This window comes from Pseudomonas sp. MDT1-85 (genome assembly GCF_054898065.1).
Genome location: NZ_CM142715.1, coordinates 5,898,890 through 5,915,417 on the forward strand (window position 1 = coordinate 5,898,890; position 16,528 = coordinate 5,915,417).

The 16,528-nt window shown below is 60.6% G+C and carries 15 protein-coding genes and 1 pseudogene; 8 read left to right on the forward strand and 8 right to left on the reverse strand.

The window, feature by feature from the left end; translation table 11 throughout:
• Nucleotides 1–199: 199 nt before the first annotated feature.
• The 7 genes from ACYZT2_RS26585 to ACYZT2_RS26615 form a co-directional block, all read right to left on the reverse strand.
• Nucleotides 200–766: a GNAT family N-acetyltransferase gene (locus ACYZT2_RS26585; protein WP_461968671.1), complete on the reverse strand. Its 567-nt coding sequence runs from the start codon at nt 764–766 to the stop codon at nt 200–202.
• A 194-nt stretch (nt 767–960) separates the two neighbouring features.
• Nucleotides 961–1,731 (reverse strand): electron transfer flavoprotein subunit beta, encoded by a 771-nt coding sequence (gene etfB, locus ACYZT2_RS26590; RefSeq protein ID WP_030128552.1) that lies wholly within the window; start codon nt 1,729–1,731, stop codon nt 961–963.
• Nucleotides 1,732–1,746: 15 nt separating this feature from the next.
• The gene (gene etfA / locus ACYZT2_RS26595; protein ID WP_461968674.1) at nt 1,747–2,967 is read right to left on the reverse strand and encodes an electron transfer flavoprotein subunit alpha; all 1,221 of its coding nucleotides are present in this window, start codon (nt 2,965–2,967) and stop codon (nt 1,747–1,749) included.
• Entirely contained in the window at nt 2,967–4,916 is a 1,950-nt protein-coding gene (gene dgcB / locus ACYZT2_RS26600) for a dimethylglycine demethylation protein DgcB (protein WP_461968676.1), read from the reverse strand. Before dgcB ends, etfA begins: the two co-directional genes overlap by 1 nt.
• A gap of 173 nt (nt 4,917–5,089) precedes the next feature.
• Nucleotides 5,090–7,150, reverse strand: coding sequence for a dimethylglycine demethylation protein DgcA (dgcA, locus tag ACYZT2_RS26605; protein WP_461966791.1), 2,061 nt, complete (start codon nt 7,148–7,150; stop codon nt 5,090–5,092).
• 15 nt (nt 7,151–7,165) lie between these two features.
• Complete coding sequence (locus ACYZT2_RS26610) at nt 7,166–7,696, reverse strand: DUF5943 domain-containing protein (RefSeq protein WP_461968678.1); 531 nt, start codon at nt 7,694–7,696, stop codon at nt 7,166–7,168.
• Nucleotides 7,697–7,774: 78 nt separating this feature from the next.
• The gene (locus ACYZT2_RS26615; protein ID WP_131060646.1) at nt 7,775–8,752 is read right to left on the reverse strand and encodes a dipeptidase; all 978 of its coding nucleotides are present in this window, start codon (nt 8,750–8,752) and stop codon (nt 7,775–7,777) included.
• Between the two features lie 248 nt (nt 8,753–9,000).
• Here ACYZT2_RS26615 and ACYZT2_RS26620 point away from each other — a divergent pair, with 248 nt between their 5' ends.
• The 3 genes and pseudogenes from ACYZT2_RS26620 (at nt 9,001) to ACYZT2_RS26630 (ending at nt 10,090) form a co-directional block, all read left to right on the forward strand.
• On the forward strand, nt 9,001–9,402 hold the full coding sequence (locus ACYZT2_RS26620) for a lysozyme inhibitor LprI family protein (protein WP_461968681.1): 402 nt from the start codon (nt 9,001–9,003) through the stop codon (nt 9,400–9,402).
• Nucleotides 9,403–9,409: 7 nt separating this feature from the next.
• Nucleotides 9,410–9,641, forward strand: a pseudogene (locus ACYZT2_RS26625) (helix-turn-helix domain-containing protein); the annotation flags it as partial.
• Nucleotides 9,642–9,673: 32 nt separating this feature from the next.
• Nucleotides 9,674–10,090 carry a DUF3010 family protein gene (locus ACYZT2_RS26630; RefSeq protein WP_461968683.1) on the forward strand — a complete coding sequence of 139 codons (417 nt, stop codon included), beginning with the start codon at nt 9,674–9,676 and terminating at the stop codon, nt 10,088–10,090.
• Nucleotides 10,091–10,204: 114 nt separating this feature from the next.
• Here ACYZT2_RS26630 and ACYZT2_RS26635 read toward each other — a convergent pair whose 3' ends face one another.
• A complete protein-coding gene (locus ACYZT2_RS26635; RefSeq protein WP_461968685.1) occupies nt 10,205–11,152 on the reverse strand; it encodes a GlxA family transcriptional regulator in 948 nt (315 codons plus the stop codon).
• A 209-nt stretch (nt 11,153–11,361) separates the two neighbouring features.
• On the opposite strand from ACYZT2_RS26635, the gene choX reads away from it, so the two are divergent.
• The 5 genes from choX to ACYZT2_RS26660 all read left to right on the forward strand — a co-directional run bounded on the left by choX (nt 11,362) and on the right by ACYZT2_RS26660 (nt 16,217).
• Nucleotides 11,362–12,306, forward strand: coding sequence for a choline ABC transporter substrate-binding protein (gene choX, locus ACYZT2_RS26640; RefSeq protein WP_461968687.1), 945 nt, complete (start codon nt 11,362–11,364; stop codon nt 12,304–12,306).
• Nucleotides 12,307–12,405: 99 nt separating this feature from the next.
• A complete protein-coding gene (locus ACYZT2_RS26645) occupies nt 12,406–13,293 on the forward strand; it encodes a 3-dehydrocarnitine:acetyl-CoA trimethylamine transferase CdhC (RefSeq protein ID WP_007907535.1) in 888 nt (295 codons plus the stop codon).
• A 138-nt stretch (nt 13,294–13,431) separates the two neighbouring features.
• On the forward strand, nt 13,432–14,397 hold the full coding sequence (locus ACYZT2_RS26650; protein WP_461968690.1) for an L-carnitine dehydrogenase: 966 nt from the start codon (nt 13,432–13,434) through the stop codon (nt 14,395–14,397).
• A 166-nt stretch (nt 14,398–14,563) separates the two neighbouring features.
• Nucleotides 14,564–15,040 (forward strand): thioesterase family protein, encoded by a 477-nt coding sequence (locus ACYZT2_RS26655; protein ID WP_461968692.1) that lies wholly within the window; start codon nt 14,564–14,566, stop codon nt 15,038–15,040.
• Nucleotides 15,041–15,053: 13 nt separating this feature from the next.
• Nucleotides 15,054–16,217: a gamma-butyrobetaine dioxygenase gene (locus ACYZT2_RS26660; RefSeq protein WP_461968694.1), complete on the forward strand. Its 1,164-nt coding sequence runs from the start codon at nt 15,054–15,056 to the stop codon at nt 16,215–16,217.
• Nucleotides 16,218–16,528: the final 311 nt, after the last annotated feature.

Genomic DNA, 16,528 nt, shown 5'->3' on the forward strand with positions numbered 1-16,528 from the left:
GCGTGCACACAATCTGTGATCGAAACTGAACCCGTGTGGGAGCGAGCCTGCTCGCGATGACGGCAGTACATTCAGAATCAATGTTGACTGACCCGACGCTATCGCGAGCAGGCTCGCTCCCACAAGGATTGCAGTGTTCAGATACTTAACTGACTGGCATTGGGGCAAGCCCGCTCCCACAGGGGATTGGGTCATGGCCTTAAGGCCGATACATCAAATAGGCCTCCCCCGTGACCCGAATCATTGGGTGGGGCGTGATCTGGCAGGTATCGACGATCCGGAAACCATGGCGCTCATAAAACCGCCGGGCGCCGGTGTTCGCCGCGTAGTCGATCAGGCTCAAGCCGTTGAGCCCCAACCGGTTCGCACGGTCATAGGCATAGGCGAGGAATTGCTTGCCCAACCCCTGATTGCGCCAGCCCTCATGCAGGGCCAGGCTCGAAATATACAGGGTGTCGGGGATTTCCATCGTGGCATACGGCGCCAGGACCGGATCGGTCACGGGAGCGGCCTGAGGATCGTGGCGCATCGCGTAGCTGTGCAGCATGCCGATAACCTTTCCCTCGGCCTGCGCGATCAGGCAGTTCTGATAGGAGAAATCGACGTCTTCACGAGCGTAACGACTGGCACCGACCTCCAGCAGGTCCTGGCCGGGCTGCGCCAGTTGGCTCCAGATGTAATCCGCCGCACCTTCTGATGAAACCTGAAACAAGCGAGCAATCTCCCGCGCATCAGTGCGCAAGGCTGGACGGAATTCAACTTCCATTATTTCCCCATAAACTTCGGTGAGATGATTTTCACGTTCTGCGTTTCCGGCATTTCACTTATTCGGGGCACGAACACGAGCCCCCTGTGGGAGCGAGCCTGCTCGCGAATGCGGTGGGTCAGCCAGCCTATATGCTGAATGTCATGACCCTTCGCGAGCAGGCTCGCTCCCACATGGATCGAGGTGATTATGAGTCAGCGGACCACGCCTTCTTCAATCAGCAATTTGAGAATCGCTTCGGCGCCCGCCTGCGCGGTAACGCCCTTGAGCACTTGCCCGCCTCCACCACTGGCCTTGGCCGTCGCGGCCTTCATGCGGTCTGCACCGCTCTTGGCCTTGATCACTTTCAAGCGTTTGGGCCGTGGCTTGGCCGGTTGCAGCGTGGCCACCGCCAGCAGTTCATCGTCGATCACCTCGACTTCATCCGCCTGCAATACCCCGCGACGTGCCGGACCGTAGGCGCTCTGCCTAGGCTTGGGCGCTGCGTTATCCACAGTCGCCAGAAACGGCAGGCGTACTTTCAAGCGCCGACGCTGACCGCGCGGCAAGGCCTGCAGCACCAGCGCCGAACCACCGTCGATGGATTCAACCTGCGCCAACCCCACCACCAGCGGCCAGCCAAGGCTTTCCGCCAACAGGAACGGCAACATGCCCGAGCCTTCACCGGTTTCCGCCTGGCTGCCGGTCAGCACCACTTGCGCCCCGGCATCACGCAAATACGCGGTCAACGCCGGCAGCGCGTCAGCACCTTCCGGTTGCTCCAGCACATGCAGCTGTTCCAGGCCCATGCCCAGATAAGCGCGCAGTGCCGGTTCCGCGACGTCGCCGGCATGCAGCACTTGCAGGTTATCCCCAGCCAGTTGCAAACCCAGTTCAACCGCCCGCGCATCCTGCTCGGCGCGGCGTGGCCGGCCGGAGGTCGGGTGGGCGCCGATGGACACCAGGCTGATGATTTTCGTGCTCATAACCCTTTCCTTTCCTTAAGCCGCATCGCGCTTGGCTTCATTGCGGTAAGCCTCTACCGCATCGATCAAGGCTTGAAGAATCTCGGCGCTCTCACCGATCACCGACAGGTCGGCCCGTTTGATCATGTCGCAGCCAGGGTCGAGGTTGATCGCCACCACCTTGTCGCAGGCCCCGATGCCTTGCAGGTGCTGGATCGCCCCGGAAATGCCCACCGCCACGTAAACCCGTGCCGTGACCCAAGTACCGGACGCACCGACCTGACGGTCGCGGGCCATGAAACCATCGTCCACCGCCACTCGCGACGCACCTTCGGTCGCGCCCAACGCTTCGGCCGTCCTGTGGAAAAGTCCCCAGTCCTTGACCCCGTTGCCGCCGGAGAAGATGAATTCGGCTTCGGCCATCGGAATCGCCGCCGGGTCCACCGCCACCGCGCCCAAATCCTCGATGCGCGAGAGACTGCGGGCAACCGCTGTGGATAACTCCACCGGCAACGCTTCATGACGGGTTTCGCTGACCGGTTCGGCGCATTCGGCCGCAGCCAGAATCAAGCGTGCGACCGGACGCGCAAGGTCTTGCAAACCAGCACCGGCGCGGCCGATGCACTCCTGATCCTTGACCTGCCAGACCCGCGTGGCCGGGCGTTCGCCCAGTGCGGCGGCAAAGCGTCGACCCAGTTCGCCGCCACCGCTGCGGCTGTCCGGCAGCAACCAGTGACGGGGGTTGAACTGGTTATCCACAGCCCGCAGGCCCTGGACGCGTTGCTCCGGTGCATAACCGCTGAATTCGTCGCCTTCAAGCACCAGCAAGCGATCCACGCCAGCCGTAGCGAAAGCGTTTTCCTTGTGCTCACCGAAGACCACGGCCAATACCGCGCCGTCCTTGCCGGCCAACTGATGGGCCAGACCGAGCAAGTCGCGGTCGTGGCTGCTCAAGCGGCCGCCGACCATGTCCGGCACCACGCTGATGTAGAACGTCGGTGCAGGCACTTGATGCAGCGGCAATTGCACTTCAACCGCGGCCGAGCGTTTGGTCGCCCCGCCCTGCTGAGCGCCGCTGCGGTCAATCCGTTTGATGCCGTTGGGGCCGATAAAACCGATCCCGTGAGGATTCTTGCGGATGAGACCGTTAGGCCCCATCCAGCTGTGCTGCGCCGGTTGCATGGCCGCGTGCAGCGGGTGCAAGCGGTTGCGGGCTATCCATTCGGCGCGAGGGTCGCGGCGGATAATGTCGCTCATCAATGCACCTCCGCAGGTTCACGTTTGGCCGGTGCCGATGGCTTTCCCGGCGTTGCGTCTTCGAGCAACGCATCGGCGACCAGCTCGGCGATGTCCTTGATCATTGGACGCGGTTCGACCACGCCTTCGAGCATGGCGGTGCACTGTGGACAACCCACGGCCACCAGTTCGGCGCCGGTTTCGCGGATGTCTTCCATGCGCATGTCGGGGATTCGCTGCTTGCCCGGAATGTCAGTGATTGGCGCACCGCCACCGCCGCCGCAGCAGCGCGAACGGAAACCGGAGCGTTGCATCTCTTTCACTTCAATCCCGAGTGCGCGCAGTACTTCACGCGGCGCCTCGTATTCGCCGTTGTAACGGCCGAGGTAGCACGGGTCGTGATAGGTCACGCTGCTGCCTTTGTGCTGGCCGAGGTTCAGGGCGCCAGCGCCGATGATTTCGGCCATGTAGGTGCTGTGGTGCTGCACAAGGTAGTTGCCGTCGAAGTCGCCGTACTCGTTTTTCAACACGTGGAAGCTGTGCGGATCGCAGGTGACGATGCGGTTGAAGCTGTACTTGGCCAGGGTCTGGATGTTGCGTTTGGCCAACAACTGGAAAGTCGCTTCGTCGCCCAGACGTCGGGCCACGTCGCCACTATCACGCTCTTCAAGCCCCAGCACTGCGAAGTCGACCTTGGCCGCTTTCAGCACTTTGACGAAGGCGCGCAGGGTGCGCTGGTTGCGCATGTCGAAGGCACCGTCGCCGACCCAGAACAGCACGTCGGTGGATTTCTTCTCGCTGAGCAGGTTCAGGTTCAAATCCGCCGCCCAGTTCATCCGCCCGCCCGGCGCGAAACCGCCTGGGTTGTCGGTGGCGATCAGGTTTTCGAGGACTTCGGCGCCCTTGTTCGGGGTTGCGCCTTTTTCCAGGGTCAGGTGGCGGCGCATGTCGACGATGGCGTCGACGTGCTCGATCATCATCGGGCACTCCTCGACGCAAGCACGGCAGGTGGTGCAGGACCACAAGGTTTCAGCGTCCACCAGACCGTTGACGATCGGTTGATGCGGGTTGCCGGCGTGCTCGCCGATTGGCTTCCCAGGATATGGGCTGCCAGCGAACTTGGCATCAGTGCCACCGGCAAGGCCGACCACCATGTCTTGAATCAGTTTTTTCGGGTTCAGCGGCTGGCCAGCGGCGAACGCCGGGCACGCGGCTTCGCACTTACCGCACTGCACGCAGGCGTCGAAGCCGAGCAGTTGGTTCCAAGTGAAATCCTTGGGTTTCTCCACGCCCAGTGGCGCGGTCGGATCGTTCAGGTCCAGCGGTTTCAAACCAGTGGAACGACCACCACCAAAACGTTCGGCGCGACGGTGCCAAGCCAAGTGCAGGGCACCGGCGAAGGCGTGCTTCATCGGCCCGCCCCAAGTCATGCCGAAGAACAGTTCGCTAACGCCCCACAGCACACCGACGCCGAGGATCGCAGCCACCACCCAACCACCGAAGTTTTCCGGAAGGATGCCGGCGACCGGCAGGGTCAGCAGGAAGAACGATGCCGAGAACGCCATCAGGCTTTTCGGCAAGCGCATCCACGGGCCTTTGGACAAACGGGCCGGTGGATTGCGACGGCGCAGGAACATAAAGATCGCGCCGACAAACATCACCGCCGACATCAGCAGCAGTGCATAACCGAGGATGCGGTTATGCAGACCAAAACCATGAACCAGAATCGCCAGCACAATGGACGCCACTGCACCGCCGGCCGTGGCAACGTGAGTGTTGGCGATGTATTTGTCCCGCGCGACGACATGGTGCAAATCGACCATGTAACGCTTGGGCATGGCGAACAGGCCGCCGATCAGGTCGACTTTCGAAGCCCGGCCTCGACGCCACATAGCCACCCGCCGCAACGCGCCCAGGACAGCCAGGCCCAGGGCAGCGAACAACAGAATTGGAAGAAGGGTGTTCAACATGTGGAGCTCCCAAAGACCTCGGGGTCTTGCAGGCCAAACTACCTGGATGCCTTGCTCGAATCCCTGTAGGAGCGAGGCTTGCCCGCGAAGGCGATGGATCAGCAGACATCAATGTTGAATGTCAGTCAGCCTTCGCGGGCAAGCCTCGCTCCTACAGGGTTATCCACAAGCTCTTAGAAATCCTTGCACAACCGCAGGGCGTCGTAGATCGCCGCGTGGGTGTTGCGCTGCGCCACGCAGTCGCCGATGCGGAACAGCAAGTAGCCATCACCCGCCTGGCTCAAAGAAGGTTGCGGTTTGATCGCGAACAAAGCTTCGATGTCCATCTGGCCTTTGTTGCGCGAGCCTTCCTTCAGGGCGTAGTAGATTTCTTCGTCCGGACGCACGCCGTTTTCGACGACCACCTGGTCCACCACCCGCTCCTCTTTGGCGCCGGTGTATTCGTTTTCCAGCACCGCCACCAGCTTGTCGCCTTCGCGGTAGACCTTCTCCAGCATCATGTCGCCGGTCATGATCACTTCTTTCGGGTACATGCTGCGGTAGTAGGTCGGGAACGACGTACCGCCGATGGCCACGCCCGGTTTGATGTCGTCGGTGACGATCTCGACCTGGCTGCCCTTGTCGGCGAGGAAGTCGGCCGTCGACATCCCGGTGAACTCACAAATGGTGTCGTAGACCAGCACGTTCTTGCCCGGTGCAACCTTGCCGTCGAGGATGTCCCAGCTGCTGACCACCAGGCCTTCAGCCGCGCCCCAGTGCTCGTTCTGCTCCAGGAATGGATGGCCGCCGACGGCGAGTACCACCACGTCAGGACGCAGGTCGAGAATGGTTGCCGCATCCGCCGCCACGCCCAGGCGCAGGTCGACTTTCAAACGCGCCAGTTCCAGTTGGAACCAGCGGGTGATACCGGCGATCTGGTCCCGTTGCGGGGCTTTCGATGCGGTCGTGATCTGGCCACCGATGAATTCTTTCTTCTCGAACAGGGTCACGTCGTGGCCACGTTCGGCCGACACGCGAGCCGCTTCCATCCCGGCAGGACCGGCACCGACCACCACAACTTTGCGCTTCACACCAGTCGACTTCTCGATGATGTGCGGCACGCCCATGTATTCACGGGAAGTCGCGGCGTTCTGGATGCACAAAACGTCCAGGCCCTGGTACTGACGGTCGATGCAGTAGTTGGCGCCGACGCATTGCCTGATCTGGTCGACCTGGCCCATTTTGATCTTGGCGATCAGGTGCGGGTCGGCGATGTGGGCGCGGGTCATGCCGACCATGTCGACGTAACCGCCCTCCAGAATACGGGTCGCCTGGTTCGGGTCCTTGATGTTCTGCGCGTGCAGCACCGGAGCCTTCACCACTTCCTTGATTCCGGCGGCCAAATGCAGGAACGGCTCCGGTGGATAACTCATGTTCGGAATAACGTTGGCCAGGGTGTTGTGGGTGTCGCAACCCGAGCCCACAACGCCAATGAAGTCGATCATGCCGGTGTCGTCGTAGTACTTGGCGATCTGTTTCATGTCCTCGTGGGACAAGCCGTCCGGGTGGAATTCATCACCGCACAGACGGATACCGACGCAGAAGTCCGGGCCGACTTCAGCCCGTACAGCCTTGATCACTTCCAGGCCGAAACGCATGCGGTTTTCGAAGCTGCCGCCCCATTCGTCGGTACGTTTGTTAACGCGTGGGCTCCAGAACTGGTCGATCATGTGCTGGTGTACAGCGGACAGCTCGACGCCATCCAGGCCACCGGCCTTGGCGCGGCCAGCCGCAGTGGCGTAGTTGCCGATTACCCGCCAGATTTCTTCCGGCTCGATGGTTTTACAGGTCGCACGGTGCACCGGTTCACGAATGCCCGACGGCGACAGCAGGGTTGGCCAATGCTCGCCGTCCCAACGCGAGCGTCGCCCCATGTGAGTAATCTGGATCATGATCTTGGCGCCATGCTTGTGCATGGCGTCGGCCAGGTTCTGGAAGTGCGGAATGATCCGGTCGTCGGCCAGGTTGACCGACTTCCACCAGCCTTGCGGGCTGTCGATGGCCACGCTGGAGGAACCGCCGCAAATCGCCAGGCCGATCCCACCCTTGGCTTTCTCTTCGTAATACTTGACGTACCGGTCGGTGGTCATGCCGCCGTCGGTGGCGTAGACCTCGGCGTGCGCGGTGCTGAGCACGCGGTTGCGGATGGTCAGTTTGCCGATCTGGATCGGCTGGAACATTGCTTCGAAAGCCATGGCGGGTTCCTCGACTTACAACGGCTTGACGGTGAACAGGCCGTCGTCGTGGCCTTCTTCTGAGCCACCGTAAACCTGTTCGGCAACGGTGCGGATCTTGCTGCCACGGGCTTGCAGAATCTGGTCCATGGCACCGGCAAACCAGCCCGTGAACATGTAGTCGACCTTGCGCCCGACCTTGCCGTACACGTAGACGAACGCCGAGTGTTCGAGCTTGACGCTGGCAGTGCCTTTTTCGAGGTCGATGTCCTGGATCTTGAACAGGCCCCAGCCGCGCTGCGACAGGCGCTTCATGTAGTGTTCGAACACCGCAACGCCTTCCAGGCCGTGGCATTCGGCTTCTTTTTCACACCAGTGCCAGGCGGATTTGTAGCCGGCCTTGTAGAGAATTTCGGCGTAGGCGTCGGCGCCCAGCACTTCCTCGATGCCCATGTGGTTGTTGACGAAGAAGTGACGCGGTACGTACAGCATTGGCAGGGCGTCGGAGGTCCAGACACCGGTTTCGCTGTCGACTTCGATTGGCAATTGCGGGGCGATCTTGGCCATGGAAACTTAACTCCAGAAAATTTTTGGTGTTGCCCCCGGCGCGGACGGCCGGGGGAAAGGATTCAGAGGTGCTGTGGCTTACTCGCCCCAGACGTCCTTGAGGACGTTGACCCAGTTCTCGCCCATGATCTTGCGGACCACGCGCTCGGGATGGCCGCGCTTGAGCAGGGTTTCGGTCAGGTTCGGGAACTCGCCCACGGTGCGGATGCCCAGCGGGTTGATGATCTTGCCGAAGCTGGTCAGGCGGCGGGCGTAGCCCTTGTCATGGGTCAGGTATTCGAAGAAGTCCTGGCCATGGCCCTGGGTGAAGTCCGTGCCGATGCCGATCGCGTCTTCGCCGACGATGTTCATGGTGTATTCAATGGCTTCGGCGTAATCGTCGATGGTCGAATCGATGCCCTTGGCCAGGAACGGCGCGAACATGGTCACACCGACGAAGCCGCCGTGATCGGCGATGAACTTCAGTTCTTCATCGGATTTGTTGCGCGGGTGAATTTTCAGACCCGACGGCAGACAGTGGGAGTAGCAGACCGGCTTCTTCGATTCGAGGATGACTTCTTCGGATGTTTTCGAGCCGACGTGGGACAGGTCGCACATAACGCCGACACGGTTCATCTCGGCGACGATTTCACGACCGAAACCCGACAGGCCGCCATCGCGCTCGTAGCAACCGGTACCGACCAGGTTTTGGGTGTTGTAGCACATCTGCACGATACCGACGCCCAGCTGCTTGAACACCTCGACGTAGCCGATCTGGTCTTCAAAGGCATGAGCATTCTGGAAGCCAAAGAGGATGCCGGTCTTGCCCTGCTCCTTGGCCTTGCGGATATCGGCGGTGGTGCGCACCGGAATTACCAGGTCGCTGTTCTCGCGGATCAGCTTCTGGCTGGCGGCGATGTTGTTGACAGTGGCCTGGAAGCCCTCCCACACCGACACGGTGCAGTTGGCCGCGGTCAGACCGCCCTTGCGCATGTCTTCAAACAGCTCGCGGTTCCACTTGGCAATAATCAGCCCGTCGATAACGATGCTGTCGGCGTGCAATTCGGCTGGGCTCATCAGGCTGTCCCCTATTAGCGATTCATGCGCCGAATCGTGTGTCGGCGCTTTGGGGCCAGCATATGCCTCGGTGCCTGTGCAGCCGGGTGCAAAAACGACAGGGGAATTGCCGAAAGCGTCAATCCGCGACAAAGGGTCGTCAACAGGCGCCATTGCCTACCTATCCAACGCCGCCCGCTTGGGCCAGAATTCGCCGCATCACTGGATGTTTTACTGAATGCATGACTGGATCAAGGGGCGGCGGCGCAATGAAATCGATCTTCCTGGCTTTGGCACTGATAGCGACTGGCGTACAAGCAGCTGAAGAGGCCGACGACAATCCCTGCGACGCCGTCGAAAACGAAATTCAGACCCTGGAATGCTCGGCCTACAGCAGAACCACCGCCGAACAGCTGCTGAGCGACAACTATCAGAGCCTCACCGAGCGCATGCAAACGCTTTACGGCAACAACAAGGCGCAACTGACCGACATCAACGCCAAAATCAAAACCGCGCAACAGCAATGGCTGAAAACCCGGGACGCAGATTGCGCAGTGGAGGCCTTTCCGGCGACCAGCGGTAGCAAAGCGTTCACCATTGCGCAAAATGATTGCGTGGCGCGCATGAGTGACGAGCGGTCAGAGTTTTTGGAGTCGATTGGGCAGGAATAAAGGCATAAGAATGGAGAATTATTTGATCCCCCACGAAGTGGTCAGTCACATCGTCGATGGCGCGACGCCCATTCGCGCCTGGCGAACACCTGAACCTTACGCAGGATGAAGTTGCCAAACGCATGGGCATTTCCCAACCGGCTTTCGCCCAGCAGGAGACGGTCGCCAAGCCCCGCAAGGCAACCCGTGAAAAAATTGCCGCAGCTTTTGGCATCACCGCCAACCAACTAGAGTTGTAAGCTGAACGCCAGCATCAGGAAAAGGGATTGAAATGAAAATCTGCGGCATCGAAATCAAAGGCAGCGAAGCGATCATCGCCGTGGCCTCGCTCGACGGCCAGGCCCTGAGCCATGTCGAACTGAGCACTAAGAAAATCGCCCTCGACGAGGACGACGAAGCCGCCAACGTCAAAGTCTTTGCCGCTCAGGTGGCGTCGTTTGTTCGTGCGAACTCCATCGACCGGATCGCGATCAAGAAACGCAGCAAGAAAGGCGAGTTCGCCGGTGGGCCGACTACGTTCAAGATCGAGGGGATTTTCCAGCTGCTGGAAAATTGCGAGGTGACGCTGCTGTCGCCGCAGACCATCAATGCGCAGAACAAAAAGTTCGATTTTGCATTGCCGGACACGTTGAACAAGTATCAGCATGAGGCTTACAAGGCGGCGTGCTCGGTGTTGATGAAGAATTAACGACACAAATCCTGTAGGAGCGAGGCTTGCCCGCGAAGAGGCCGGCACATTCAAAATCATTGTTGCCTGACACGACGCCTTCGCGGGTAAGCCTCGCCCCTACAGGGGTCGGTTTCAGGCCTTCTGGCTTTGCCGGCGGTCTTCACGCGGGCACCGCTCAAATCTCGCCCGATAACTGCGGGTGAAATACGACGGCGATTCAAACCCGCACGCGATGCTCACTTCCAACACACTCATGTTCGTCTGCCGCAACAGCTGCCGGGCTTTCTCCAGCCTTAACCGCAGATAGAAATTGCTTGGCGTGTCGTTCAGATGCAGGCGAAACAGGCGTTCCATCTGACGCCGGGTCACTTTGATCGATTCCGCCAGCTCCAGGGTACTCAGCGGCGGTTCGCTGTGCTGTTCCATCTCCCCGATCACCTGCACCAGTTTCTTGTTGCTGATGCCATAACGCGAGGCGACTTCCATGCGCTGGTGGTCTTTGCGCGGGCGGATGCGCCCGAGTACGAATTGTTCGCTGACCTGAATCGCCAGTTCCGGGCCGTGGGCCTGGCCGATGAGGTCGAGCATCAGGTCAATGGAAGCCGTGCCGCCGGCGGAGGTGATGCGCCGACGGTCGATCTCGAACAGCTCCTGAGTGACGCTGAGCTGTGGATAAGACTCCTTGAAGGCATCGATAGCTTCCCAGTGCAGGGTCAGGCGGTGGCCGTCGAGCAGGCCAGCTTCGGCGAGGACGAAGCTGCCAGTATCGATGGCGCCGAGCGTCACGCCTTCGCTGTCCAAGCGGCGCAGCCAGTGCTCCAGTGCCGGAGTGGCGAATTTCAGCGGTTCGAAACCGGCGACCACCAGCAAGGCCGCGCCTTTCTTCAGGGGTTCCAGCGCTGCATCGGCGTTGACCGACATGCCGTTACTGGCCAACACCGCCCCGCCATCGACGCTCAACACATGCCAGCGGTATAGCTCACCGCGAAAGCGATTGGCGACCCGCAGCGGCTCGATTGCCGAGATAAAACCGATCGCCGAAAAACCCGGCATCAACAAGAAATAGAAATCCTGGGACATGGAGCGCACTCGATGGCAGGTAGCGAGAGGGCGGGAAGCGTGTGGACGTTGATACGCCACTTGCCGACGGCATTCAAGCGCGCAGGTCGCTGCAGTGCAAAAGCTGGTCGCCGCAGTGCGTTTTAGCGGGCTTCAAGCTGCGTACCTTGGGCATCACCGGCGCACGAAGATGCCGGAACCCACAATAACGACCTGCCGAGGAACCCGACATGAAACGACTGATCAGCAGCTGTGTTCTTGCACTCAGCGGTACCGCTTTCTTGAGCGCCAGCGTCATGGCGGCCGAACCCACGTCGTGCCAGAACGTGCGCATGGGTGTAGTGAACTGGACCGACGTGATCGCCACCAGCGCCATGACCCAGGTCCTGCTCGATGGCCTCGGCTACAACACCAAACAGACCAGCGCCTCCCAGCAAATCATCTTCGCCGGGATTCGCGACCAGCGCCTGGACGTGTTCCTCGGTTACTGGAACCCGCTGATGACCCAGACCATCACGCCCTTCGTCGAGGCCAATCAGGTCAAGGTCCTTGAAGCACCCAGCCTGAAAGACGCCCGAGCCACCCTCGCCGTTCCGACTTACCTCGCCGACAAGGGCCTGAAAACTTTCGCTGACATCGCCAAATTCGAAAAAGAACTGGGCGGCAAAATTTATGGCATCGAGCCTGGCTCGGGCGCCAACACCCAGATCAAGGCGATGATCGCCAAGAACCAGTTTGGCCTGGGCAAATTCCAGCTGGTCGAGTCCAGCGAGGCGGGCATGCTCGCCGCCGTGGATCGCGCCGTGCGGCGCAAGGAAGCCGTGGTGTTTTTCGGCTGGGCGCCGCACCCGATGAACGTCAACGTGCAAATGACTTATCTCACCGGCAGTGAAGACGCCCTCGGCCCGAACGAAGGCATGGCTACTGTGTGGACGGTCACCGCGCCGAAATACGCTGAGCAATGCCCGAACATTGGTCGTTTGCTGAGCAACCTGACCTACACCGCCGAAGACGAGAGCCGGATGATGCAGCCGCTGCTGGATCACAAGGACGCCTTCGAATCGGCGAAGCAATGGCTCAAGGATCACCCGCAAGACAAGCAACGCTGGCTCGAAGGCGTGACCACCTTCGATGGCAAACCGGCTGCTGAAAACCTGAAACTGACCAGTAAATAGAAACGAAATGAACCACCGATTCGCAGCCCAATGCGGGCTGCGAACGGAATCGTCACGCCCTGAGCCACACCAAAAATCACGCCTGTAAGGAACCGCCTCATGAACCACGACGTCATCATCACCTGCGCACTCACCGGTGCTGGCGACACGACCGCCAGAAGCCCACACGTGCCGGTCACCCCGAAACAAATCGCCGCGGCCGCCGTGGAAGCCGCCAAGGCTGGCGCCACCGTGGTCCACTGCCACGTTCGCGACCCGCAAACCGGCAAGTTCAGCCGTGACGTGGCGCTGTACCGCGAAGTGATGGAGCGCATCCGCGAGGCCGACGTCGACATCATCGTCAACCTCACCGCCGGCATGGGCGGCGACTTGGAAATCGGCGCGGGCGAGAACCCGATGGAGTTCGGCCCGAATACCGACCTGGTCGGCCCGCTGACCCGTCTGGCCCACGTCGAAGAACTGCTGCCGGAAATCTGCACCCTGGATTGCGGCACCCTGAACTTCGGCGATGGCGACACCATTTACGTGTCCACCCCGGCGCAACTGCGCGCTGGCGCCAAACGCATTCAAGAGCTGGGCGTTAAGCCTGAGCTGGAAATCTTCGACACCGGTCACCTGTGGTTCGCCAAGCAGATGATCAAGGAAGGCCTGCTCGATAACCCGTTGTTCCAGTTGTGCCTGGGCATCCCGTGGGGCGCACCGGCCGACACCACCACCATGAAAGCCATGGTCGACAACCTGCCGGCCGACGCGGTCTGGGCCGGGTTCGGCATCGGTCGCATGCAGATGCCAATGGCGGCGCAAGCGGTGCTGCTCGGCGGCAACGTGCGGGTCGGCCTGGAAGACAACCTGTGGCTGGACAAGGGTGTTCTGGCGACCAACGGCCAACTGGTAGAACGCGCCTCGGAAATCCTCAGCCGCCTCGGCGCCCGCGTTCTGACGCCTGCTGAAGGCCGGGCAAAAATGGGCCTGACCAAGCGCGGTTAACCCCCACACCCCCCCTGTAGGAGCGAGGCTTGCCCGCGAAGAGGCCAGTACATCCGCCACATACTCCGTGGCTGGACCACCGTCTTCGCGGGCAAGCCTCGCTCCTACAGGGATAACCAAACTTTTTAGGACGTCGCCATGAGCTTTATCACTGATATCAAAACCTTCGCCGCTCTGGGCAGCGGTGTCATCGGCAGCGGCTGGGTGTCTCGCGCCCTCGCCCACGGCCTCGACGTGGTGGCTTGGGATCCGGCCCCCGGTGCCGAAGCGGCGCTACGCAAACGCGTCGCCAATGCCTGGAGCGCACTGGAGAAACAAGGTCTGGCGCCGGGTGCTTCGCAGGATCGTCTGCGCTTTGTCGCCACCATCGAAGAATGCGTTCGCGATGCGGATTTCATCCAGGAAAGTGCTCCAGAGCGACTGGACCTGAAACTGGAACTGCACAGCAAAATCAGCGCGGCGGCCAAGCCCAATGCCTTGATCGGTTCCAGTACGTCGGGGCTGTTGCCGAGCGAGTTCTACGAGAGTTCGACCCATCCGGAACGCTGTGTGGTCGGGCACCCGTTCAACCCGGTTTACCTGCTGCCATTGGTGGAAGTGGTCGGTGGCAAAAATACCGCGCCGGAAGCGGTGCAAGCGGCAATGAAAGTCTACGAATCCTTAGGCATGCGCCCGCTGCATGTGCGCAAGGAAGTACCTGGTTTTATCGCCGACCGTTTGCTCGAAGCGTTGTGGCGTGAGGCGCTTCATCTGGTCAACGACGGCGTGGCGACCACCGGTGAAATCGACGATGCGATTCGTTTTGGCGCAGGCCTGCGCTGGTCGTTCATGGGTACTTTCCTGACTTACACCCTGGCGGGTGGCGATGCGGGTATGCGGCACTTCATGGCGCAGTTCGGGCCGGCGTTGCAGTTGCCCTGGACCTATCTGCCGGCACCAGAGCTGACCGACAAATTGATCGATGATGTGGTGGATGGCACCAGCGAGCAGCTGGGCAAGCACAGCATCTCGGCGCTGGAGCGCTATCGTGATGATTGCTTGCTGGCGGTGCTGGAGGCGGTGAAGACCACCAAAGAGAAGCATGGGATGGCGTTCAGCGAGTAACCCTATGTTTATGGGGCCAGCGGGTCTGGCCCTATCGCGAGCAGGCTCGCTCCCACAGTTGATTTGCGGTGTGAATACAATCCATGTCACCCAGAATATCCCCTGTGGGAGCGAGCCTGCTCGCGATTGCGGTAGTCCAGTCACCCTTTATTTTGGATCACTCACCATGCCCACCCTCACCACCTACCAAACCAAAATCATCCCCGACTGGGTCGACTACAACGGCCACTTGCGCGATGCCTTCTATCTGCTGATTTTCAGCTACGCCACCGACGCGCTGATGGATCGGTTGGGCATGGACAGCAACAACCGCGAAGCCAGCGGCAACTCGTTGTTCACCCTCGAACTGCACCTCAATTATCTGCATGAAGTGAAGCTCGATGCCGATGTCGAGGTGCACACCCAGATCATCGGCCATGACCGCAAGCGTTTGCACCTCTACCACAGCCTGCATCTGGTGGGCGGTGACAAGGAGCTTGCGGGCAACGAACAAATGCTGCTGCACGTCGACCTCGCCGGGCCGCGATCCGCACCGTTCAGCGAAGAAACCTTGAACAAGCTGCAGGCCATTGTCGCCGAGCAAGCCGACCTGCCCACACCCGCCTTTATCGGCCGAGTGATCGCTTTACCGCCCGAAAAATAACAAGGAGCTCGTCATGAACACCGCCGCCGCTTTTGCCGATTTCCGCACCTACCCGTTGATCAGCGCGTTGACCGCCGTGCATACCCTGGCGGACCGCATTCAAGTGCAGTGGGCGGACGGTCGGGGCAGCCCTTTTCATCATCAATGGCTACGGGACAACTGCTCATGCCCGCAGTGCGTCTACACAGTGACCCGCGAGCAAGTGCTGGAAATCGTCGACGTCGCGGAAAATCTGATCGCCGACAGTGCTCGAATCGATGCCGAAGGTTGCCTGTGTGTCGATTGGCAGGACGGCCACCTCAGCCGCTTCGATCCAGGCTGGCTGCGAGCCCACGCCTATGACGACGAGTCCCGCGCCGAACGTCGGGCCGCCAAACCGAAAAGCAAGCTGTGGGACAGCCAGCTGAAGTTGCCGGTGTTCGACTATCAGGCGTTGATGGACGACAACGATGCCTTGCTGCAATGGCTCTTGGCCGTGCGCGACATCGGCCTGACCCAGGTTCGCGGCGTATCCACCGAGCCGGGCTCGCTGAAGCTGATCGCCCAACGGATTTCCTTCATCCGCGAGAGCAATTTCGGTGTGCTGTTCAACGTACAGTCCAAAGCCGACGCCGACAGCAATGCCTACACCGCCTTCAACCTGCCGCTGCACAGCGACCTGCCGACCCGAGAGTTGCAACCGGGGCTGCAATTTCTGCATTGCCTGGTCAATGACGCCGACGGTGGCGAGAGCATTTTCGTCGACGGTTTTGCCATCGCCGAAGCTTTGCGTCGGGAAGATCCCGAGGCGTTTCAGGCCTTGTGTGAAATACCCGTGGAGTTCCGCAACAAGGACCGCCATAGCGACTATCGCTGTCTGGCGCCGATCATCGCTCTGGACTCTTTCGGGCAAGTGTCGGAAATCCGCATGGCGAACTTCCTGCGTGGGCCGTTCGATGCTTCAGTCGAGCAAATGCCCAGGCTGTATCGCGCTTACCGTCGCTTCATTGCGATGACCCGTGAGGCGCGCTTCCGGGTGATGACCCGGCTCAACCCCGGCGAGCTGTGGTGCTTCGACAACCGCCGCACCCTCCACGCCCGCAACGCTTTCGACCCCGCTACCGGCGCCCGGCATTTCCAGGGGTGTTATGTCGACCGGGATGAGTTGTTGTCGCGGATTTTGGTGTTGCAAAGATAAACCGCGTCATCGTTCATCGCGAGCAGGCTCGCTCCCACATTAGATTTGTGTCGTACACAAATATTGAGGCCGCTGCTGGCCACCTGTGGGAGCGAGCCTGCTCGCGATGGCGCCCGCCCAGACACCAAGTTTCCTGCTGATTCACAAGCCAAAAAAAACCCCGATCAAGCCGTGACAGGATCGGGGCAGAGGTGGGTACTGTTGAGGAGCTGTTGCGCGAGGGTGACCAAACCTTCGTGAAGCCAGCTGAGTCCAGTGTGCCCACTCCCATCGTTCGCAAGTTAGCCGAAAGCGACCTGTTCATAGGTATT